The sequence below is a fragment of the Embleya sp. NPDC055664 genome (genome assembly GCF_053618075.1).
The window spans coordinates 72,279-93,241 of the sequence record NZ_JBSHGZ010000018.1; the positions used below are offsets into that span (position 1 = coordinate 72,279).

A 20,963-nucleotide genomic window follows, 5' to 3' on the forward strand; every position below is an offset into this window, starting at 1 on the left:
CACCGGGACGGCATCGCGGAAGCGGCCGGGAAATACTCCGGAAAGGGCCGACGGGTTCCTGAAAGACAATCGGCGCCGCCATCGATTCCGGCGCACGATGCCGGTTCGGGGCGACGCGTGCCCTCGTCCGGCGCCGCGTCCCCGTGCCCCGTGTCCGTCGTGCCGGAACGAGAACGAAACACGAGCACGAAGACGAGCACCGGCACGACGGTGACCACCGCCGCGGGCGACCCGAGGAGGCTTTCCGGTGAGCGATTCCGCACCCGTGGACCTGCGTTCGGACACGGTGACGGTACCGACCGAGCGGATGCGCGAGGCGATGGCCTCGGCACGGGTCGGCGACGACTTCTATGGCGAGGACCCCACCGTGCGCGCCCTCGAGGAGCGCGCCGCGGCGCTGACCGGCACCGAGGCCGCGCTGTTCGTGGTGAGCGGGACGATGGCCAATCTGGCCGCGGTGATGGCGCTGGTCCCACCCGGCCACGAGGTGCTCGCGGAGGCCGACTCCGACCTGGTGCGCTGGGAATCGCATTCCACCTCCGGCCTCGCCGGCGTACAACTCGCCCCGATCCACGGAATCCGGGGCGTGTTCGGCCCGGCGGACGTCGCCGATCTGCTCGCCCGCGACGACTGGCGGGCCCCGCGTACCGGCATGGTCGCGGTGGAGAACACCCACGGCGCGAGCGGCGGCGCGCTGTGGGACCTGGCCGACCTGCGCGAGTTGTCGACGGCCTGTCGCGCGGCGGGTGTCCCGCTGCACTGCGACGGCGCCCGCCTGTTCAACGCCTGTGTGGCCGGCGGCTATTCGGCTGCCGACGTGGGCGCGTTGTGCGACACCGTGACGTTCTCGCTGTACAAGGGCCTCGGCGCGCCGATGGGTTCGCTGCTGTGCTGCACCGCCGAGGTGCGTGTGCGCGCCGCCGAGATCCGGCGTCGGCTCGGCGCGACGCTGCGTCAGGTCGGTGTGGTGGCCGCGGCGGGCTCGATCGCGTTGGACGGGATCGACGACCTCGCCGCCGACCATCGGCGCGCGGCCGAACTGGGGCGCGGCCTGCGCGAGGTGTTGCCCGCATGGGCCGCCCCGGATCCGCCGCGCACCAACATCGTGACGATGCCGATCGGCCGCGCGGCGGCCCCGTTCGTGGCGGCGCTGGCCGAACACGGCGTCCTGGTCACCGAGGTGCTCCCGGGCCTGGTCCGGTTCGTCACCCATCGGGACGTCTCGGACGCGGGCGTGGAGCGGGCCGTGACCGCCGCCGCCCACGCCGCGAGCACGCTGGCCGAGGCGGTGGTGCCCGCGTGAGCACCTCCGAAGCCGCCCTCCCGCGCGCGCCGGCCCGCGCCCCCGTGGTGCCCGTCGCGGAGCGCCCCGCGCCGCTGTCCACCGCGCAGGCCCGGCTGTGGTTCGTGCACACCAGCCGACCGCCGACCGCCGAGTACAACCTGCAGGTGGCGCTGCTGCTGCGCGGGAAACCGGACCTCGACGCGCTCGTCGGCGCGATCCACCGCCTGGTGCGGCGTCACGAACCGCTGCGCACCGTGGTCGAGCCGCGCCCGGACGGCCCGCCGGTCCAGCGCGTCCTGGCCGATCCGCCCGCCGTGGACCACCGACCGGCCGCGCCCGGCGCCGACGCCATGGCCCGCGCCGTCGCGACCGCTTCCGGCGAACTCGCCCACGTCTTCGACTTGGAGCGCCAACCCCCGCTGCGGGTGCGACTGGCCCCGCTCGACGACGCGGGCGACACCGTCGTGCTCGTACTGACCCTGCATCACCTCGCCTTCGACGGCTGGTCCACCGCGATCCTGCTGCGCGAACTCGCCGAGGACTACCGCCGACGCGGCGAGCCCGCGTTGCCCGCGCCCGAGATCTCCTACAGCGACTACGCCTGGTGGGAGCGGCGGACCCTGGACCACGACCGGGAGGCGCTGCTGCGCTACTGGCGCGGTGCGCTCGACGGTGTGCGGGAGTTGGAACTGCCCACCGACCGGCCGGGCCACGGGGTGGGCGGGCCGATGGGTACCGTGCGCCACGAGCTGTCCGCTTCGACCATGGAGCGGATCCGCGCGGTGGCCGCGCAGGCGGGCACGAGCACCTTCGCCGTCGCGCTTGCCGCGTGGTTCGCGGTGCTCGGCCGCTACGGCGGACAGCGCGACTTCGTGGTCGGCATGCCGGTCGGCGGGCGTACGGATCTGGCCCTGGAACCGTTGATCGGCTGCTTCGTCAACACGCTGTGCCTGCGGTCCGCGCTGCGCCCGGGTGAGTCGTTCGTCGAGTCGGTGCGGCGTACCCATCTGACGCTGGCCGACGCGATGGCCCATCAGGCTTTGCCCTTCGAGGAGTTGGTCCGCGCCCTGGGCCCGGATCGGCGCGCCGATCGTAATCCGCTCTTCCGCGCCTTCTGCTCCGGCGTGGATGCTCCACCCTCGTTCGAACTCGACGGGCTCGACTGCGAGTTCGTGGCTCCGGCCGGCACGTCGAGTCGATTCGACCTGAACGCCACGTTTCTGCTCGGCGGCCCACGGCCGACGGTGCAACTCGACTACAGCAAGACCCTGTTCGACGACACCACCGGAGCGGACCTGGCCCGGCGACTCGGCGTCTTCCTGGACTGGGCGGTGAGCCGGCCCGAGCGTGCCGTGCGCGACGTGGCCTGGATGACGCCCGGTGAGCGGCGCCGGGTCCTGGAGACCCTGAACGGAGGCGATCTCGCATGACCGGCCCGAAAAGCCCGGCACCGCAGGCCCGCCGCCGGGCACTGCGATCCGTACTGCGCCGCATCGATCGCGAGGCGCGGGGGCGGGAGTTCACCGAGCCCCGCCCCGAGGGCGCCGACGTTCCGCTCACGCTGGACCAGGAGTGGCTGTACACGGCCGCGTCGGCCGTGCCGGACCTGGCCGGGATGGCGGTCACGGGCCGCCTGGAGACCGAGCACCGGCCCGACCATGCCCGGCTGCGCGACGCGGTCGAGACGGTCGCGGCCGCAACTCCCGCGCTGGGCCTGCTGGTCGAGGAGCGTGGCGGCACCCTCGTCCAGGTGCCGGGCTCGGGCACGCGGGTGCGCTGGCACGACACACCGGACGAGCCCGCGTGGAGCGCGCCGTTCGACCCTCGGCACGGTCCGCTGTGCCGGGCCGCGATCGGCTCGTCCGACACCGGCTGCGCGCTGACGCTCGCCGTCGCGCGGCATTCGATCGACCGCACGTCGATGGGACTGCTCCTGGCCGCCGTCGCGGACGCCTACCGCGACGGCACGGTGCCGCCGACGGGCGGGTTCGGCGTCGCGGATCACGCGTACTGGCACCGCCGTCGCTTCTCCCCCGAGCGCCTGGCCGAACTGCTGCCGACGGCGGCCGAGCGGCTGGGCCCGGCGCGGCCCTCGTTGTTGCCGTACGACCGCCCGCCCGTCGTCGGGCCCGCGTCCGCCGCCGGTGCCTCGCTGAGCCGCCGGGTGCCCGCGCCCGCCGAGCCCCGGGTGGCGCTGTTGGCCGCCGTCGGAGCGGCGCTGCGCAGGTTCGGCGCGGCGTCGCCGCTGCGGCTCGGTTTGGACGATCCCGGCCGGCACACCCCGCAGACCGCCGAACTGGTGGGCCGGCTCGGCACGGTCGGCGTCCTGCCGTTGCGGATCGACGGCGGCGTGGACGCGGCCGCGCTGACCCCACGTGCCCGGGAGGCGATCGCGGCATGCGAACGCGCGCCGTTGCCACTGGCCGCGCTCGCCGATCTGCGGCCGCAGACCTGGGAGGCCGAACCGCTGCTCCCGGTGGGCCTGGACACCGTGTCCCTGCCCGTGCCGCACCCGGGCGACGGCCCGGCGCGGATCCGGCTGCTGCCCTCGCCCGTCCCGATGTACGGCCTGGAGTTCGTGTTGGCGGTCGACGGGGACGAGTCGGAACTGCTCACCGAATACGACCCCGACCTGTTCGACCCGACCACCATCGACGCGCTGGCGACCCTGGTCGCCCACTTCCTGGACCCGGCGGCGAGCGGCACCCCGACGCCGCTCACCGCGCCCGCGATTCCCCGCGAGCGTGCCCTCGGCGACACCGGCCTCCTCACCGGCTGGGCCGCCAGGCCGACGGACGACGTGCTGATCACCACACGGCGCGGGGAGCTGGCGGGTGCGCGGGTCGTGGCGGCCGTACGCGCGATCCGCGCGGCGCTGGCCGAAGCCGGCGCGCGCGACGGGGACACCGTCGTGCTGGCCGCCGACGACTCCGCCGACAGCGCCGCCGCGCTGCTCGGCGCCCTCGATTTCGGGGCGGACGTACTGGTCCGCAACGCCGACGACCCGGCGGCCTGGTCGGACGCGGTGGCGACCGCCGCACACGCCCGGTTCGAACTGCTCCCGGACGGCACGGTCGACCACGTCGCGCAGCGGCCGGAGTCGGCGCCGTGCGCGCGCACCGCCGAGGCGTCGACGGGCGACGACGCCGACGCCCCTCACGACCCGCCCGGCGCGCTCCTGGTCGGCCTGCGGGCCCGGCCGACGCCGCGCGTCCTGCGCATCCCGTCGAGCGCCCTGCTGCGCGCCGCCGATCGGCTCGCGGACGCCTTGGGGACGGCCGTCTCGGACGTGTTCGCGCCCGACTTCGCCTGGGGTGGCGAGGACGCCGCGATCTGCGTACTCGCCGCCGCCCGCGCCGGCGCCACGCTGCTGCTGCCCGCCGGTGCCGAGCCGGCCGACGCGCGCTTCGACGCGCTGTCCGAGGCCGGTGCCACCGTCGCCGAACTGCCTTTCTCCTTTGCCGAATCCGTCCCGGTGCACCTGCTGGAGCTGCGCGCCGCGTATCGCCGACTCACCGAGCCCGCCTCGCCCGGCGAGGGGCGGGACGCCGCACCGCGGCGGCGCTGGTGGGCCCCCGCCGTCCCGGACGCCCTCCTCACCGGCCCTGATCCACACGCCTCGACGTGCGCGACGCCCTACCACGTACTCAACGACGACCTGCTGCCGGTACCCGTCGGCGGTACCGGGACCCTGTGGGCGACCGTCGAACCCGGCACCGGCTACCTCGACGAACCGGCGGTCTGCGCCGCCGACTTCCGTCCCGATCCGGTCGGCGGAGGCGGTCGCATCGCGAACACCCGCGCGCTGGTCCGGGTCGGCGCCGACGGCACGCTGCGTCTGGTCCGCCCGCCCGACGACCGGGTCTGCGTACGCGGTCGCTCGATCCTGCTCGCGGACCTCACCGCGACACTCGCCCAGGAGACCGGCCGGCCGGCGGTGGCGGGTGCGCAACCACTCGGCTGGGGCCGGGCCGAGCGCCCGTACGCGGCGATCGGCGCAGGCGGAGACCGGACCCCGACGTCGGAGGACCTGCCCGATCGGCTGCGCCGCCTCGTGCCGGGCGCCGCCGTTCCCGAGACCGTGTTCGTCATCGAAAACACCGAGATCGCCGGCCGTACCGAGCCGACCCACACCGCCACCCTCGCCCGTGCCGCCCGATCCGCCGCCGAACGCGCCGCCCGGCTCGACGCGCGCCCGTACACGCCGCCCGCGACCGACACCGAGCGTGCCCTGGCGCGCGACGTACTCGTACCGGTCCTGGGCGTTGCCCGCGTGGGCCGCGACGACAACTTCTTCGGACTCGGCGGCACCTCGCTCCAGTTGATCCAGGTCCTGGCCCGGGTACACGCGGCCCATGGCGTGGACGTCGCGTTGGCCGACGTATTCGCGGCGCCCACGTTGCGTCGGCTCGCCGAATCGCTCGACCACGCACGCGCCGTCGAGTCCCGGGACCTGGACACCATCGACGAACTGCTCACCACCGTCGAAGACGCCCTCGACGACGCCCCGACCGACCCGACCCGACTCTCGTGAGGTCACCGTGGCAATGGTCACCCCCGCAGACGAACCGCCCGTTCCCGACCGTATCCCCCTCTCTCCCGCCCGGCAGGACATCCTCGTCGCGGCGGCGCTGGACGGCTCGGTCCGCGGCCTCGCCCGCCAGATCCGCCTCACCCTGGCCGATACCACGACCGCCGACGTAGCGCACGCCTGGGCGGAACTCATGCGACTGCGCCCGGAGTTGGCGGTCGGGGTCGACTGGTCCCAGGCTCGCCCGACGCTCGTGCGCACCGGCGTCGCGCTGCCCTTCCGCCGCACCGAGGACACCCCGACGGCGCCCGACGGGGCTACGTGCGACGGCACTTCACCCGACCGTGCGGCCCACGAACGGGCGGCGGTCGAGGAGTTGCGGCGCGGCTTCCCGCCGGAGCTGGACACCGCGCTCGGCCGTCTCCTGTGGTCGGACACGACCCACGAGGCGGTGTTCACCTACCACCCGCTGCTCGTCGACGACTTGGGCGCGCACCTGCTCCTGAGCGACCTCGCCGCCCTGCTGCGCGGTGAACGACCGGTGGATCGGCCGAACGACCGACCGGTCCGTCCGGATTCGGCCGAGCAGGCCGAGGCGACCGCGTTCTGGCGGCGTTCGCTCGCGGACGTCGACGGCGCGACACCGCTGTTCCCCGAACCCGCCGCCCGCGCCGGTCGGGAGCCGGGGACGGTACGCGTCACGCTGTCCGCTCCCGCGACCGACGCGGTCCGGGAGTTGGCCGCGACCGCCAACTCGTGCAAGTTGCGCGTGGTCGCCGCCGCGTGGGCGTCCGTGGTGGCCAGGTTCCGCGGCGAATCGCTCGCGGTGATCGGCCTGTCCGTCGACACCCGGCCCCCCGCGCTGCGGGCGTGCCTGAGCCCCTTCGAACGCACCCTGCCCACCCCCGTCCGACTGGACGACACCCCCGCCGCGGCGTGGATCGCCGCGCTGTCGCGGTGGATGGAACAGGCCCGCGCGTACGGCCGACTCCCGGGCGCGGTGCTGCACGAACTCTCCGGCGCGGAACGCGGCGTGGCGCTGTACGACTCGGTGGTCGACGCGCGCGACGACGCGGCGGTGCCGGCGCCGGAGGCCGCGGGCCCACCGCTGGCCGTCGGTGTCGAGGACGACGGCGCGACGCTGACCCTGGTGGCCCGGTACGCCCCGGAGGTCGCCGACGCGGAGCGGGTCGAACGGCTGCTGCGCTGCACGGCGGCGGTGCTCACCGGGGCGGCGGCCACGCCGGACACCCCGATGAGCCGGCTCCCCCTGATCGACGCGGCCGAGGCGGCGGCGCTGAACGCGCACAACGACACGGCGGTGGACCACCCCCGCGACAGGTGCCTGCACCAGCACGTCGAGGACCAGGTGGACCGCACGCCGGATCGCCCCGCCCTGGTCCACGAGGGCGCCGCCATGAGCTACGCCGAACTCGACCTCGCCGCGAACCGCCTGGCCCACCACCTGATCGACCTCGGTGTAAGGCCCGACACCATCGTGGGCCTGTGCTCGGAGCCCGGGTTCGAGCTGAACGTGGCCATCCTGGCCATCCTCAAGGCGGGCGGCGCCTATGCCCCGCTGGATCCGTCCTTCCCACCCGACCGGCTGCACTACCTGGCCCGGGACCTGGACTGCGAGGTGGTCCTCGTATCGCGCCGGTTCGTCGAACTTCTCCCGAAGCCGCGCCACTTGGTGGTCCTGGACGAACCCGAGGCGTGGGCGGACCGCCCGGGTGATCGGCCGGACACCGGGGTGGCCCCGGACAATCTCGCCTATGTGATGTATACCTCCGGGTCCACGGGCCGCCCCAAGGGCGTATTGGTGCAGCACGGTGGCGCGGTCAACTTCGTGTGGTGGATCAGTCGACTGTACGAACTGCAGGCGGAAGAGGCCGCGTTGCAGTGGACCGCGTACAGCTTCGACGCCGCTGTATGGGAGTTGTTCTGGCCGCTGTTCGTCGGCGCGCGCGCCGTACTGGCGCCGCCGAGGCTGCACCTGGACCTGGATCGTTTCACCGAGTTGATCCGTACCGAACGGGTCGCCACGTTGCACTTCGTCCCGGCGATGTTGCAGACCTTCCTCACCGCCGAGGAGGCCGGTTCCTGCACGTCGTTGCGTTTCGTCTTCGCCAGCGGCGAGCCGATTCCACCCACCCTGGCCGAGCGATTCCACAAGACGCTCGACGCGGATCTGATCAATCTGTACGGCGTCACCGAGGTCTCCATCGACACCACGTTCCACGTGTTGCCCCGCGAGGTCGGGCTGCCGTTCGTGCCGTCGGGTCGGCCGATGAACAACGAGACCACCTACGTGCTGGACCGGCATCTGGAACCGGTGCCGTTCGGCGCGCGCGGAGAGGTGTACATCGGCGGGGAGAGTGTCACGCGCGGCTACCACGGGCGTCCGGGCCTGACCGCCGACCGGTTCGTCCCGGACCCGTTCGCGGGCGGCGGGGCCCGGCTGTACCGCACCGGGGACGTGGCGACACTGCTGCCGGACGGGAATCTGCACTTCCTGGGCCGCAGCGACCATCAGGTGAAGGTGCGCGGCATCCGGATCGAACCGCACGAGGTCGAGGCGGAGATCGCCGAACATCCCGAGGTCCGGGAGTGCCTGGTCGTGCCGTGGGGCGACGGCAGCGAACGCAGCCTGGCGGCCTATGTCGTGCCGCGAGGCGACGACTTGGACGTGGCCGGACTGCGGACCTTCCTCGCCGCGCGGATGCCCGGCTACATGGTGCCGACCTCGATCGCCACGTTGTCCGCCTTCCCCCTCGGGCACACCGGCAAGATCGACCGCAAGGCGTTGCCCGCGCCGCGCGGCGTGATCGACGAGCGGCTGACCGACGGGGTGGCACCGCGCACCGACACGGAACACGAGGTCGCCCGGATCTGGCAGGAGGTGTTGCGTGTTCCGAGCGTCGGCGTGCTCGACGACTTCTTCGCCGTGGGCGGCAACTCGTTGCTGGCTACCCGAGTGATCGCGGCCGTGCGCAGCCGGTTCGGGGTACGGCTGCCGCTGCGCACATGGTTGGAGTCCAGCGCCGTCGCGGACCTGGCCGCCGCGATCGACCGATGCCGCGACGAGGAGGAGAGCGTGGCGGCGCTGGTCGCCGAGGTGGCCGGCCTGCCGGAGGACGAGGTGCGGGAGCCGGGACGATGAGCACTAACACCGGCGCGGAACTACGGGCGCGGCTGCGGGCGTTGTCTCCGGCCAAGCGCGAACTGCTGACCGCGCGGCTGGCCGAACGGGGGCTCCTGCACTACCTGGACGGCGGCCCGGAGCCGGTCGAGGGCGAGCCGGACGAGGTCACCGTCAAGCAGGAGGCGTTGTGGCGGGCCCATCGGGGCGGCGACGACGGCGACTTCCACCACGTCGGCCTGGTCTGCGGCTTCGCGCCGGACCGTACGCCCGAGGACGTCGCGCGGGCCGTGCGCGAGGCCGTCGCGCGGCACGAGGCGCTGCGCTGCTCGTACCACCCGGGCGGGCGAGGCGGTGTCCGGTTGCGCGGACACGACGTCGACGACGTGCCGGTGGAGCACACCGTCGCGGCCTCGACCGATCGGGCGGGGGCCTGGCGCAGGGCCCGGGAACTGGCTGTGCGAGATGGGAGGTTGACGTTTCGATTGGATCGGCCGCCGGTGCGATTCCGGGTGACGGACGCGCGGCCGGCGGCGGTGCTGCTGAGCGTGGTGGCGCACGACATCGCGTGCGACCGGTACGGGCTGCGCACGATCCTCCTGCCGCAGCTGTGCGGGGCGCCGGCGTCGGGCTGCCTGCGCCCGCGCGACGTGGCGCACTGGCAGCGCCGCAGCCTGGAGGCGGGCGTGGTTCGGCAACAACTCGCGCGCCGTGTAGCACGGTTGGCTCCGGGCGTACCGCTCGCCCTGCCCGACCTCGGCAACCGGAAGGGGGCCCGGCTGCCGGTGCGGATCGACGCCGCGACGACACGGGGCCTCGACCGGCTCGCCCGGTCGAGCGGATCGAGCCTGTTCGCCGTGTTGTTGGCCGCCTGGGGGTCGGTGGTGGCCGAGGCTCACGACCGCGCGGACACGCTCGTGGGCTGCTGCACCTCGGGTCGCCACCGCCCGGAACTGGGCGGCGTGCTGGCCGACTTGGCCAACACGATGGTGGTCCAGGTCGCGGCCCGACCGCGGCCGGACCAGGCCGATGCGCTCCGCGGGCCCCGGGACGAGCTGACCGCCGCGCTGGGCGACGGCGACGCCCCCTTCGAGCGGGTCTTCGCCGCCCTCACCGGCCGCGACGCGCACGTGGACGGGCCGGTCCGGGACGAGGACATCAGGGTGCGATTGACCCTGGACGAGGCGGACGGGGTGGCGGAGTTGCCCGGTTGCCTCGGTGTCGAGGACGTGGACTTCGGCTACGCCAAGGCGTCGCTGAGCCTGGAACTGGCCGTTGGGTCCGACGGCGGGTTGGCGGGCGCTCTCGCCCATCGACCGACGGACGTACCCCACGAGCGCGCAACGGAGTTGGCCGCCATGCTCCACGCCCGGCTGACGGCGCTGTCCCGGGTCGGCGGTTGAGCGGTGTGCCGGCGGGCGCGGGCGAGCGGGCCGGGCGCCCCCATCCCGCCCGGATCCGGTCACCCGCCCGCGACGCCTCCGCGTCCCCGCGCCACCCCCGGCGGCTCAGTGCCCGCCGACACCCGACCAGGCGAGGTCGTCCTCCCTCGGGTCGTGCAGGTCGAGCAGATATCCGCGCCCCCACGCCGTGCGAATGGACAGGTGCAGGCAGCCGATCCGCCGACGAAGTCGCAGTATGCGCAGGTCCAGGGCATTGCGCCGCTGCGCGCAATCGCCCGGCCACACCCGCCGGACCAGGCTCTCCCGGGACACCACCTCCTGGAACGACTCGACCAGGACGCGCATCAGATCCGCCTCCGCCGGAGACAGCGAGAGTCTGCGACCGCCGAAGCGCAGTACACCCTCACGATCGATGCAGGGCAACGCACCCGCCTGGGCCCTGGCCGCGAGCGCGGCTCGGCGCGCGCCGAAATCCGCTCGACTGATCGGCGGCCTGACCCAGTCCTCCAGGACGTTCAGGCCCGTGGGCGCCGACACGCCGTGACCCTCCAGGACCAGCAGGCAGGGCAATCCCCGTGACCTGCACACCGCTCGCTTTTCCGCCTCGGACGGCCACCGTAAAATTTTGACTTCCACGCGATCCTCATTCCAGAATGCTCATGGAAAATTCAGGCCCGCGAAGAATCGAGGTGCGCCCGCACCGCATTCACCGACAATTCATGGAGAGCCGTCGGCAAACATTCCACCCACGTCGACGCGCCTGAACCCGGGCAGTTCCGCATATCGGACCGCAATTCGCAATCAACGAATACGCCCCACCTGTCGTGCGCCCGGCCCCACCACGCGAGCCTGCTGCTCGTATCTGTCTCGTGTCGTATCGCTCCGCGCCCTCGACTCGGCCGGTACGACCAACTCCCAGACTGCCGAGCCCAGTTCACTGCCGAGGCCAACCGTTTTTCCTGGGCCCCGAGACCCGGTCGCGACCCGGATTCGTCGTCCCGCCGATCATGTCGTACGGCCGACACCGTGTTACTCGTCGGCTCTGTGCACAACCTGTCCCGATGCCATGATGCTAAACACAATTCGTTCGACGCAACCCTCCGCGGCCGGATCGGAAGCCATTCCATCCAAAAATGCGCGACCGATCACACGGCGTCCTCCACCGGGTTACTCAGCGATATCCTCGAAGCATCCGAGGACGTCGAGACGGGCCGATATGTTAGGCCGGACACCACGGGGGTAGAGAGAACCGATTGCCCTCCGTCGGCCGCCGCCGGCACTCCCGAATTCATGCGCTCGCCGTGAACGGCACCGGCCCCGCCACGGTCGCCGGGTCGAAGGCGTCCGCATGGGAACCGGACGTCTCGTATGGCGGGATGTGTGGCGGGGCCGGCCTCAGGCGGGTCCGACAGCGGATTGCGCCTGACCGAAATCATGCTCCGTTACGACAGGTTGTGAAACGGAGCCGAACTATCCACAGGCCCTGGGCTCAGAAGCTGCCGGCGGGCACGGTCCAGACCATGTTGCCCGTACGAGCGCAGGGTTCGATGTCGAGTCGGGCACCGTTGGTCGCGTTGCCGTTGGGAACGTTGATGCAGAGGGCGGACGCAGGGTTGTACAGCCGGTCGAAGTTGAGGCGACGCCACTCCTGGTTGGCACCGCCGGTGCAGTCCCGAATGGCGAGTTGCGTCCCGGGCAGCAGATTGCCGCCGTCGAGACATTTGGCCTTGGCCACGATGGTGCCGTTGGCGATGGTCCACTGTTGTGCCGCGGAGCCGGAGCTACAGGCATCGAGCCGTACGGGGGTGCCGTCGATGTCGCCTGCACCGGCGACGTCCATGCACTTGCCGCTGACCCAGTGCACGATCGGACCGGTGCCGGCGAGCGGGGTGGCCCCGCCGTTCGGGCTCGATCCGACCGCGGAGGCCGTCGCGCCGGAAAGTACCAGGGCAGCGAAGGAGGTCGCGCAAACCGCTGCCGTGGTGACGAACTTGCTGGCTTTGCTCATTTCCGCCTCTTGGTGGTGGTTCGGTTCTCGGTACGGGCCGTCGCGGCGACCGAGGGCACACCGTGGGCGTTGTGCGGGTACACGATGTGGTCCTGCCCGTCCGGCGCGAACCGGGCCCGACCGAGCCGCATTTCCCTCACCCACCGGCAGATGCCGGACACACGGAGATTGCCTCCCTCGGGTTCGTTGACGGCCTCTGGCACCGTAGGCGGATCCCGATCACCGTCACCAGAAGGGTTCAGGACAATCCCCACGCCACGGGAACCTCCCATATCACGGGAACTGCGACGCGATGCCTGCCTTCGACCCGGAATGGGCCCGATGGTCAACAGATCGACAGGGCATGGTTGTTCGTGATACCGCGGCCGTACGTTCGAGATGCGGCTCACATCGACGGCGCGGACAAACCTCGTGACGTGGATCGATCGGCACGGGATGATGCCTCGGACGCCCCGCCGAACCCGTGCGGCCGACGCGGATCGGCGCCGGCACACGATGCGGGCGGTCCGAACTCATCGACAGGAGAACCTGCTTCGTGCTGTGCCCGTTCTGTGGTGGACGACCCGTCGTTCCCGGACCCTGCGGTGCGTGCGGTGGGCAGGCGTACTCGGGCTTCCCCCCGAGTCCACCACACCCGTTCGCCTACCACCCGCCGCGGCCACGCCCGTTGCGCGGGCTCGCCGTCGCGCTCTACGTCATGATGGGAATCTCGGCGCTGGTATCGGCGTTCGCGGTCGTCACCCTGGTCTACCGGGCGGGATTGTGGGACGACATCGCCCACGGGCGCCGCCCAGCTCGGGAACCGAACGAGTTCAACGACTCCCTCGCCCTGTTCTGGCGGCCCTACTCGTTCGTACAACTCGCCCTGATGGTGGTGTTCCTGATCTGGTTCCATCGTGCTCGCCGCAACATCGACACCTACCCGGGGCAGGCACGGCGAACACTCTCCTCCGGCTGGGCGATCGGCGGCTGGTTCTGTCCGGTGGTCAACCTGTGGTTCCCGCCGCGGATCACGGTGGACGTGTGGCGGGCCAGTGACCCCCGCGCACAGCACGGCGGCGGCATCACGCGGGGTGGCCTCGTTCTGGTATGGGGTTGGTGGATCACCTTCGTCGCTGCGATGACGATCCCACTGGGCGTGCGCTACCTCGGCCCCGATGCCGACCCGGAAATCTCCTCCCTCCTGGTCGACACCGTCGCCGACGCCGAGGCCGCCCGGACGGTGAGCCTGGTCAAGGCCGGCCTCTTCGTCGTGCAAATCGTCGCCACCGCTCTCGCGGTGGCCGTGATCGCCCACATCACGACGTTGCAGAAAAAGCGCGAAGCGACATTGCCCTCGCCCGCGTTCGGCGCACCGGCCCCGACCTTCGCACCGTACGCCGTCGCACACGCGACGGCAGGAGGCCCCGTCCTCCCCGGCGCCCCCAACACACCGCCCCCGCTCAGGCTTGGGTAACGCCCGCGTCGGCGGAAACACGAAGCCGGACGTGGTGCTCGACGCCGCAGTTCGCACCGCGACGGGTCGTCTGCGGCGTCACGCTCAGGCGTGAGACACGCGTGGCGGCTGACGCCGTGCTCACCTGCACGGTGGCCTCCATCGGGTCCGCCGTCAGACCCGCGTCGAAGACGCTCCCGACCCGGGCGGAGCCCTCTCGGACAGGCGACAGGGTCACCTGGGGCTCCTGGCACGATCCGGCCCGACACAGCCGTATCGAGATGTCGGTGACCCGATCGGCCACTTCGGAGGCGATGTCGATGGTCACCGGCACCCGCCAATCGGCGGTGCACACGGTTTCGGGGGCGGAGGCCGTGCAGGCCCCGAGGGTGAGCGCCATCCCGGAAGCGACCACGGCTCGTAACAAGGTGGAGTGCACCGTTCGTACCTCTCGGGTGACCTGGGCTGCGCTGCGGAATGGTCGGGCCCGTTGATCCTGGCAGCACCCGCGTCCGAGATTGTCGTTCGGGGGCGGGTCATCGGGGCCGCCTGCTCGACGACTCGGTGGCTCGGTGGCTTCGGAAAAAAGTTTGGTGGGAGTGGGAACCCCGGGGGCCGTCGGGCGTCTGGATGGCTGTCGCCGGATGGTGGCGGCCTCGGCTCCGTGTGTTCCTGGCACGGGGATCCGGGTGGTTGATGGTCCTTGAGGAGAATGGTGACTATTCGTTCGCCGCGTGTTTCGGGTTCCGTGATCGGCTCCTTGCCGGGTGGTCGTCGAGGTCGGGTGCGGGTCGGTCGGGTGCTCGGGGCCGGCTTGTTGGCGGCGGCCTCCGCTGTGGTGTTGGCGCAGGGGGTGGCCGTGGCCGACGAGGGCGCGGCGCGTGGGTCGGCGGGGCGGGTTCCGCCGGCCACCGCCCCGCCGACCGCCGCCCCGCCCGCCACCGCCCCGCCGGCGACCAGGGCGCCGAGCGCCGTACCGCCCGGCTCGTCGCCCCGAGGCGAGCGGTCGACCGTTGCCCCGACGCCGTCGGGCGCGGTCTCGGGTGGGCGCGAAGGTGTGCCGTCCACTCCGCCGACGACGGTGCCGCCTCGGCTGGCGGAAACCGGGGGTGACGACAAGACCGTCTGGTACATCGGCGGCGCGGGCGGCCTGCTGCTGCTCGGTGGCGGGGCCGTGGTGGCCGGCCGGCGGCGCGGGCGGACCGCGGCCTGATCGGCGCGGGAACCGGCCGGTGCGCCGGGGATGTCCTTGTCCCCGGTGCACCGGCCGGGCGCCCGGTGCCGTATGGCGCCGGTGGTTCATCGGTTCGCGTCCGAGGAGTTCACGGCCATCCAGGAATCCCACATCAGGGTCCGATACGACCCGACCCCGCCCTCTCGGGTACCGCCCGCCGAGGCCCCGTCGCCCCGGCGGCGGGCCTTCGGCCTGTTCCGGCGCCGGACTCGGGAGGCGGGCGAGCCGCCGCCGACCATGACGCAGCTCTATCACGCGCATCGGATCCGGTTGGTGCGCCTGGCCACGTTGCTGGTGGACGACCAGGAGACGGCGGAGGACGTCGTCCAGGAGGCGTTCACCGCCGCCTTTCGCCGGTACGGCGCGCGGCTGGGCGAGCTGGACGATCCGCCCGCGTATCTGCGGCGTTGTGTGGTCAACGGCGCACGATCGGTGTTGCGCCGGCGGCGTACGGCCCGGGCCTGGGTGCCGCCGGTGCTGCCGCCGGCGGCCTCGCCCGAGGACGACGCGCTTCGCGCGGAGCGCGATCGGCGACTGCGGCAGGCGTTGGGACAACTCACCCGGCGGCAGCGCGAGGTACTGGTGTTGCGCTATTGGGAGAACCTGAGCGAGAGCGAGATCGCCGGCACGCTGGGCATACCGTCCGGCACCGTGAAATCCACCGCGAGTCGCGGGCTGACCGCGCTGCATCGGCTGCTGAGGGAGGAGGACACGTGAACCGACGCCGTGACCGTGGCGAACCCCTGCGCTCGGGGACGCCGGAACATGCGGCTCTGGAAACGGAGTTGCGGGACTGGATGGTCCGACGGACCGATGCGGTGACACCCGCGACGCTGCGTGCGCGCGAGGTACCGCTGCCGGCCGCGCCGGTGCGTCGGCTGCGTGTTCCGTTGCGGCCGGCGGTGGCGGTGGCGGCGATCGCGGTGGCCACGGCGGGTTGGATGGTGATCGGGTCGACCTCGACGCCGGACGGCCCGCACCCGGTGACCGTACCGCCGGCCGTGCCCGCGCCACCCACAGGTGCGCCGCCCGTCGAGACTGCGCCGGGCACCGGCGCGCCGAGCCCGTCCACGGCCACCACGACGCCGCCGACGAGAGCAACCGGGTCGAACACCCCGACGCCCCCGGAGACGATCCCCGGGTCCGACCGCCGGACCGCTCCCCCGGAGAACCAACCCCCACGCACCACACCGCCCTCCGCCCCCGCGGGTGGTCGGCGTACCGGCTGAACCGTGCGCTCGGGTGAACGTGACGAGGTCGCCGGCTCCCGGACGGCGACCTCGTCCGTCCCGCGCGGAGCCGACCCGACCGGGCGGCACCGCGCCGTCCCTCAGGCGAAGGCCGCCGTCCAGTCGACCGTGACGCCGTGTACGTACGCCTCGGCCAGTGCGGCCAGGAACCGGCCCATCCCGCCGTCCTCGTTGCGGAGCGTGGCCAGCAACACGGCCGGGCGGCCCAACTCTTCGGCGGTGTCCTGGATCCCGACCGAGAGCACCGGTTGCGCGCTGCACTCGACGAAGAGCCGGTGGCCGTCGGCGACCAGCGCGCGAACCGCGTCGTCGAAGCGCACCGTCTGGCGCAGGTTGCGGTACCAGTACTCCGCGGTCAACTCGTCGGTCTCCACCGGCCCTCCGGTCACCGTCGAGTAGAACGGCACGTCGCTGCACGCCGGTTCGATCCCGGCCGCCAGGTCGAGCAGCGTCTCGCGCAGATCCTCCACGTGCGGGGAGTGTGCCGCGAAGTCCACGCCGGGCACCCGCCAGCGCATCATCCGCGCCGCGGACAACGCGGCGCCGAACTCCTTCATCGCCGCCACGTCGCCCGAGACCGTCATGGTGGCCGGACCGTTCACCGCGGCGACCGCCAACACGCCGCCCCGGTCGGCCAGCATCGTCCGCACGCGGTCGTTGGGGGCCAGCACGGTCAACATCTCGCCGCGGCCCCGAATCGCGGTCAGGGCCCGACTGCGCAACGCCACGATCCGCGCCGCGTCCGCCAGGGACAACGCTCCGGCGATGTGCGCGGCGACGATCTCGCCCTGGGAGTGGCCGACGGTCGCGGCCGGTCGCACACCGAAGCGGCACCACAGGCGGGCCAGCGACACCATCATCGAGAACAGCACGGGTTGCACGACATCCACCCGATCCAGCGGCGGAGTGTCCGGGGCGCCCCGCAGAACGTCCTCCAGGGACCAGTCCACGTGCGGCGCCAGCGCCTCCCCGCAGGCCCGGATCTCGCGGGCGAACTCGGGGCAGTTGTCCAGGAGTTCCACCGCCATGCCGACCCACTGGGTGCCCTGGCCGGGGAAAACGAACACCGGCCGGGAATCCGCCTGGGCCTGCCGGGTCGCCTGCCCGGTGAACACGTTCGGCACGGCCCGTTCGTCGACGAGCGCCCGTACCCCGGCGACCAGTTCTGTCCGGTCGCCGCCCAGCACGACGGCCCGGTGCTCGTGGGTCGCGCCGGCCGCCACCAGGGATCGGCCGACTTCGGCGACATCGGCGGCGACGTCGCGCGCCGCGTCGGATTCCAGTCTGGACAGCAGGCGGGCGGCCTGGCCGCGCAGGCCCGCCGCGCTGCGCCCGGACAACACCCACGGCACGGTGCCGGCCGCGGCACCGATCCGAACGTCTTGAATGGCCGGCTTGCTCACGAGCACTCCTCGTCGGTGCCGAACGGTGGACTGTGCGTGCCTCGCAAGATATCCACGAGGCCGCGTCTTCGGCCCACCGTGCGGTAATCGGGCCGCCCGGGCACGATTACCGACGGATTACCGAACACGCGTGAAATCGTGGAAGGCTGCCGAGCCCCAGCCGCGCCGGCTTTCCAGTACGGAGGCTATCCGTGTCGGGCAATCCGATATCGCAGGCGACTAATCCTGCGCAGACATCCGCGCGCACATCCGCGCACTCCCTCGTGTACACACCGAAGCACACTTCGCAGCACACTTCGCGGCGCAGTCCGAAGCATGCACCCGAGCACACACCGCGACCCGCGACGCCGACATGGTGACCCGGGAGACCGGCCCGAGCACCGCCGGCCGGGCCAACGCCTCCACGGATCCCGAACCCTCGCGACTGCCGTCGTTGACGGGACTGCGCTTCGTGGCGGCGCTGCTGGTCTTCACCACGCATGTCCTCTGGTACACCCCTCAGTTGGTCCCGGGCGACACCGGGGACCACCTCCGCAAGACCTTCGCCCTGGCGGGCTCGTACGGCGTCGGTTTCTTCTTCATCCTCAGCGGCTTCGTGCTGACCTGGACCGCGAGCGCGGGCGACACGACCCGGTCGTTCTGGCGCCGCCGTATGGTCAAGATCGGCCCGATGCACCTGGTCACCTTCGGGCTGGCCGCCCTGCTCGTGCTGCACACCGATCGGCCGACCCGCGGAGTCGACTGGTTCGCCGCCCTGAGCATGCAGCAGGCGTGGATTCCGGACATCCGGTCCGTGTCGGCGGTCAACGGCGTGACCTGGTCGCTGTGTTGCGAGTTCTTCTTCTACCTCGCCTTCCCGCTCCTGTATCCCCTCCTGCGCCGCATCCGCGAGGCGTGGTTGTGGCCGGCGCTGGCCGCCGTACTCGCGTTGATCGTGGGGGCGTTCCTGGTCGCCACCTTCGTGGTGGACGACCAGCCGCGCCTCGCCGCCTTCGCCGTGTCCGGTGAAGTGTCGTTCGACCAGCTGTGGTTCGTGTACTTCTTCCCGCCCGTCCGCGCGCTCGAATTCGTCCTGGGCATCCTGCTGGCCCGGATCGTGGCCGCGGGGCGGTGGCCGAATATCGGCCTCGTGCCGGCGTTCGCGATCGCCGTCGCCGGCTACGTGATCGGCCGGTACGAACCGTATCTGGCGGGCACCGCCGGGGTCGCGACGGTCTGGACCGCGCCGCTGATCGCCTCCGCCGCGGTCGCGGACCGCCGGCGCACCGCCTCGGTGTTCCGCAGACCGACGATGGTCCTGCTGGGCGAACTCTCCTTCGCCTTCTACATGGTCCACTGGATCGTCATCGGCGCGGCCGCCGACTGGATAGGGCCCACCCGTACCTTCTCGTCGACCACCGGCGCGCTGCTGATCGTCCCGCTGTTCCTGGTGGCGCTCGCGTGTTCCTTCGTCCTCTATCGCTTCGTGGAGATGCCGCTGGTGCGGCGCTTCGGGCGGCACCGGGCCAATTCCGGCAAGGCCGCCGGATTTTCCTCCCGAGTGACGACGCCGCTGAGTACGGACGGTCTCGGCGTGACGAAATAGGGAACGCTCCGTCTTCCATACGATCCGAACAACCGTTGTTTCCCGGGTTTCGCGCACTGCGGCGGAGGCGGTGGCCTACCGTCTCCGCCCGTTCCCCGGCGGCGAATCACACCACACCACGCACGTCGACCGCTTCCGCCCACCGATCGGTAATCCTGTTCCGAGCGTGCGGTTACCGGATGATTACCCCCGGCGCAAGAAACCGTGCCAGGCTGCCGACACCCAGTCGCGTCCGCTTTCCGGTACGGAGGCAACTCGTTGTCGGGCTATTCGATATCGCAGGCCACCATTCCCGCGCCACGACAGATAACGTCCACCTATTCCCTGCTCCACCTACTGCAACCCGTCGACGATTCCGTACTCCACTTACCGGCGACGAACCCGCAGCTGATCGAGGAGGTCGTCGCCCGCGTCGGCTCCGGGGCGACCGGTTGGGCCATCGAGAACAGTCGGTTGTTACTGGCCGAGTTGGCCGAGGAACCGTTCGCCCGCTTCGATCGCAAGTCGTGCAGCGAAACCCGGTTGGTCGAGGCGATCGCGCTGTGGGTCGTCCTGCGACTCAGCGGCGTGCGGGCCATCACCGGCCTGCTTTCCGCCGAACTCACCAACGCCATCCGGGAACGGATAGCCGACAATACGACCGTCGACCTCCTGCTCCGCTACGTCCGGGCCACTCACGCGAACTTCACCCGCGAGTTGTTCGAGTTCCGCGAGACGATGATCCCCGCCGAGGATCAGCCGGCCATGATGCGCTCCATCTCGGCCGACCTGTTCGAGGGCATGGAGACCCTGTCCGCCTCGGTGACGGAGAAGTTCGCCGCCGAACGCAATCGCTGGTTCGCCGGATCCGTCGGCGAGCGCTTCGAGTTGGTCTCCGCGATCCTCAAGGGCAAGCCGATCGACACCCGCAAGGCGCTGCACCAGCTGCGCTACGACCTGACCCTGCATCACGTCGCGCTGATCCTGTGGCAGGACGAAATCACCCCGGACAGCAGACGCGACCTGGAGACCACCGCGCTGCGCCTGCTCGACCAGGTGGGCTGCTCTTCGATGTTGCTGCTCCCGGCGGGCCCGGGACGCCTGTGGGCATGGGGTGGGCGCGCCACCGACCATCCGGGCGAACTGCGACGCTCCGCCAAACCGATGGATCTGCCCGCACACGTGCATGTCGCCTCGGGGCTGCCCGGCGACGGCATCGCGGGTTTCCGGCGCTCGCACCAGCAGGCGATCACCGCCGAGCGGGTCGGCCGCATCACCGAGCCCGGCCCGTCGAGGTTGTGCGACTACGGCGACCTGGAACTGGTCATCCTGCTCGGGAACGATGCCGGTGCCGCCGCCGACTTCGTACGTCGCGAACTCGGACCGCTCGCCGCCGACAACCGCACCATGGCCGCGTTGCGCGAGACCGTGCGGTGCCTGCTGGACAACGAGCGGGGCGTGGCGACCACGGCCAAACACCTGCACATCGCGAAGAACACCGTGGTGTATCGGGTCAAGAAAGCGGAGCAGTTGCTCGGGCGGTCGTTGCGCGAGGACCACCTGCGCCTGCACTTCGCACTGTATCTGGCGGAGCGGCTCGGCTCGTCCGTACTGGCCAAACAGGGCCCTGCGACGGGACTGGAGCACTCGATTCGGGCGGTGTCCTCATGAGCGGTGGTGGGCGTGGGATGAACGGTGGTCGGGAGAC

15 protein-coding genes are annotated in these 20,963 nt (G+C 71.9%); 11 read left to right on the forward strand and 4 right to left on the reverse strand.

All coding sequences use genetic code 11. From position 1 onward, the window contains the following. The first annotated feature begins 247 nt into the window (after positions 1-247). From ACWGR4_RS26655 to ACWGR4_RS26675, 5 genes are read left to right on the forward strand one after another with little or no spacing between them, the layout of a single operon-like run. Complete coding sequence (locus ACWGR4_RS26655; RefSeq protein ID WP_452132528.1) at positions 248-1,303, forward strand: threonine aldolase family protein; 1,056 nt, start codon at positions 248-250, stop codon at positions 1,301-1,303. After that, the gene (locus ACWGR4_RS26660; protein ID WP_452132529.1) at positions 1,300-2,715 is read left to right on the forward strand and encodes a condensation domain-containing protein; all 1,416 of its coding nucleotides are present in this window, start codon (positions 1,300-1,302) and stop codon (positions 2,713-2,715) included. The genes ACWGR4_RS26655 and ACWGR4_RS26660 overlap by 4 nt, the downstream gene beginning before the upstream one ends. Then, positions 2,712-5,819, forward strand: a complete 3,108-nt coding sequence (locus tag ACWGR4_RS26665; RefSeq protein WP_452132530.1) for a phosphopantetheine-binding protein — start codon at positions 2,712-2,714, stop codon at positions 5,817-5,819. The genes ACWGR4_RS26660 and ACWGR4_RS26665 overlap by 4 nt, the downstream gene beginning before the upstream one ends. Before the next feature lie 13 nt (positions 5,820-5,832). Further along, the gene (locus ACWGR4_RS26670; RefSeq protein WP_452132531.1) at positions 5,833-8,979 is read left to right on the forward strand and encodes a non-ribosomal peptide synthetase; all 3,147 of its coding nucleotides are present in this window, start codon (positions 5,833-5,835) and stop codon (positions 8,977-8,979) included. Beyond that, complete coding sequence (locus tag ACWGR4_RS26675) at positions 8,976-10,361, forward strand: hypothetical protein (protein WP_452132532.1); 1,386 nt, start codon at positions 8,976-8,978, stop codon at positions 10,359-10,361. The genes ACWGR4_RS26670 and ACWGR4_RS26675 overlap by 4 nt, the downstream gene beginning before the upstream one ends. A gap of 105 nt (positions 10,362-10,466) precedes the next feature. On the opposite strand, the gene ACWGR4_RS26680 is transcribed toward ACWGR4_RS26675, so the two are convergent. Both ACWGR4_RS26680 and ACWGR4_RS26685 read right to left on the reverse strand, forming a co-directional pair. Then, positions 10,467-10,898: a winged helix-turn-helix domain-containing protein gene (locus ACWGR4_RS26680; protein WP_452132533.1), complete on the reverse strand. Its 432-nt coding sequence runs from the start codon at positions 10,896-10,898 to the stop codon at positions 10,467-10,469. 952 nt (positions 10,899-11,850) lie between these two features. Continuing rightward, positions 11,851-12,369 (reverse strand): RICIN domain-containing protein, encoded by a 519-nt coding sequence (locus ACWGR4_RS26685; protein WP_452132534.1) that lies wholly within the window; start codon positions 12,367-12,369, stop codon positions 11,851-11,853. Positions 12,370-13,066: 697 nt separating this feature from the next. Between ACWGR4_RS26685 and ACWGR4_RS26690 the strand changes: the two genes are divergently transcribed. Next, entirely contained in the window at positions 13,067-13,825 is a 759-nt protein-coding gene (locus ACWGR4_RS26690) for a DUF4328 domain-containing protein (protein ID WP_452132535.1), read from the forward strand. Here the strand turns inward: ACWGR4_RS26690 and ACWGR4_RS26695 are convergent. Continuing rightward, a complete protein-coding gene (locus ACWGR4_RS26695; RefSeq protein WP_452132536.1) occupies positions 13,812-14,243 on the reverse strand; it encodes a hypothetical protein in 432 nt (143 codons plus the stop codon). The genes ACWGR4_RS26690 and ACWGR4_RS26695 overlap by 14 nt on opposite strands. A 345-nt stretch (positions 14,244-14,588) precedes the next feature. On the opposite strand from ACWGR4_RS26695, the gene ACWGR4_RS26700 reads away from it, so the two are divergent. The 3 genes from ACWGR4_RS26700 to ACWGR4_RS26710 all read left to right on the forward strand — a co-directional run bounded on the left by ACWGR4_RS26700 (position 14,589) and on the right by ACWGR4_RS26710 (position 16,267). Continuing rightward, positions 14,589-15,017, forward strand: coding sequence for an LAETG motif-containing sortase-dependent surface protein (locus tag ACWGR4_RS26700; protein ID WP_452134251.1), 429 nt, complete (start codon positions 14,589-14,591; stop codon positions 15,015-15,017). A 258-nt stretch (positions 15,018-15,275) separates the two neighbouring features. Continuing rightward, positions 15,276-15,755: an RNA polymerase sigma factor gene (locus ACWGR4_RS26705; protein WP_452134252.1), complete on the forward strand. Its 480-nt coding sequence runs from the start codon at positions 15,276-15,278 to the stop codon at positions 15,753-15,755. Continuing rightward, entirely contained in the window at positions 15,752-16,267 is a 516-nt protein-coding gene (locus ACWGR4_RS26710) for a hypothetical protein (RefSeq protein WP_452132841.1), read from the forward strand. The genes ACWGR4_RS26705 and ACWGR4_RS26710 overlap by 4 nt, the downstream gene beginning before the upstream one ends. A gap of 101 nt (positions 16,268-16,368) precedes the next feature. On the opposite strand, the gene ACWGR4_RS26715 is transcribed toward ACWGR4_RS26710, so the two are convergent. Then, the gene (locus ACWGR4_RS26715; protein WP_452132840.1) at positions 16,369-17,691 is read right to left on the reverse strand and encodes an acyltransferase domain-containing protein; all 1,323 of its coding nucleotides are present in this window, start codon (positions 17,689-17,691) and stop codon (positions 16,369-16,371) included. Between the two features lie 352 nt (positions 17,692-18,043). Here ACWGR4_RS26715 and ACWGR4_RS26720 point away from each other — a divergent pair, with 352 nt between their 5' ends. Together ACWGR4_RS26720 and ACWGR4_RS26725 are read left to right on the forward strand one after the other, a co-directional pair. Beyond that, the gene (locus ACWGR4_RS26720) at positions 18,044-19,276 is read left to right on the forward strand and encodes an acyltransferase family protein (protein WP_452132839.1); all 1,233 of its coding nucleotides are present in this window, start codon (positions 18,044-18,046) and stop codon (positions 19,274-19,276) included. Positions 19,277-19,534: 258 nt separating this feature from the next. Then, positions 19,535-20,926, forward strand: a complete 1,392-nt coding sequence (locus tag ACWGR4_RS26725; protein ID WP_452132838.1) for a PucR family transcriptional regulator — start codon at positions 19,535-19,537, stop codon at positions 20,924-20,926. The last annotated feature ends 37 nt before the right edge of the window (positions 20,927-20,963 follow it).

Bases quoted from the DNA above. Each gene is read 5' to 3' on its own strand.
- ACWGR4_RS26690 (WP_452132535.1), top strand. From the start codon at position 13,067: ATGATGGGAATCTCGGCGCTGGTATCGGCGTTCGCGGTCGTCACCCTG.
- ACWGR4_RS26705 (WP_452134252.1), top strand. From the start codon at position 15,276: ATGACGCAGCTCTATCACGCGCATCGGATCCGGTTGGTGCGCCTGGCC.
- ACWGR4_RS26670 (WP_452132531.1), top strand. From the start codon at position 5,833: ATGGTCACCCCCGCAGACGAACCGCCCGTTCCCGACCGTATCCCCCTC.
- ACWGR4_RS26685 (WP_452132534.1), bottom strand. From the start codon at position 12,369: ATGAGCAAAGCCAGCAAGTTCGTCACCACGGCAGCGGTTTGCGCGACC.
- ACWGR4_RS26665 (WP_452132530.1), top strand. From the start codon at position 2,712: ATGACCGGCCCGAAAAGCCCGGCACCGCAGGCCCGCCGCCGGGCACTG.
- ACWGR4_RS26675 (WP_452132532.1), top strand. From the start codon at position 8,976: ATGAGCACTAACACCGGCGCGGAACTACGGGCGCGGCTGCGGGCGTTG.
- ACWGR4_RS26720 (WP_452132839.1), top strand. From the start codon at position 18,044: ATGGTGACCCGGGAGACCGGCCCGAGCACCGCCGGCCGGGCCAACGCC.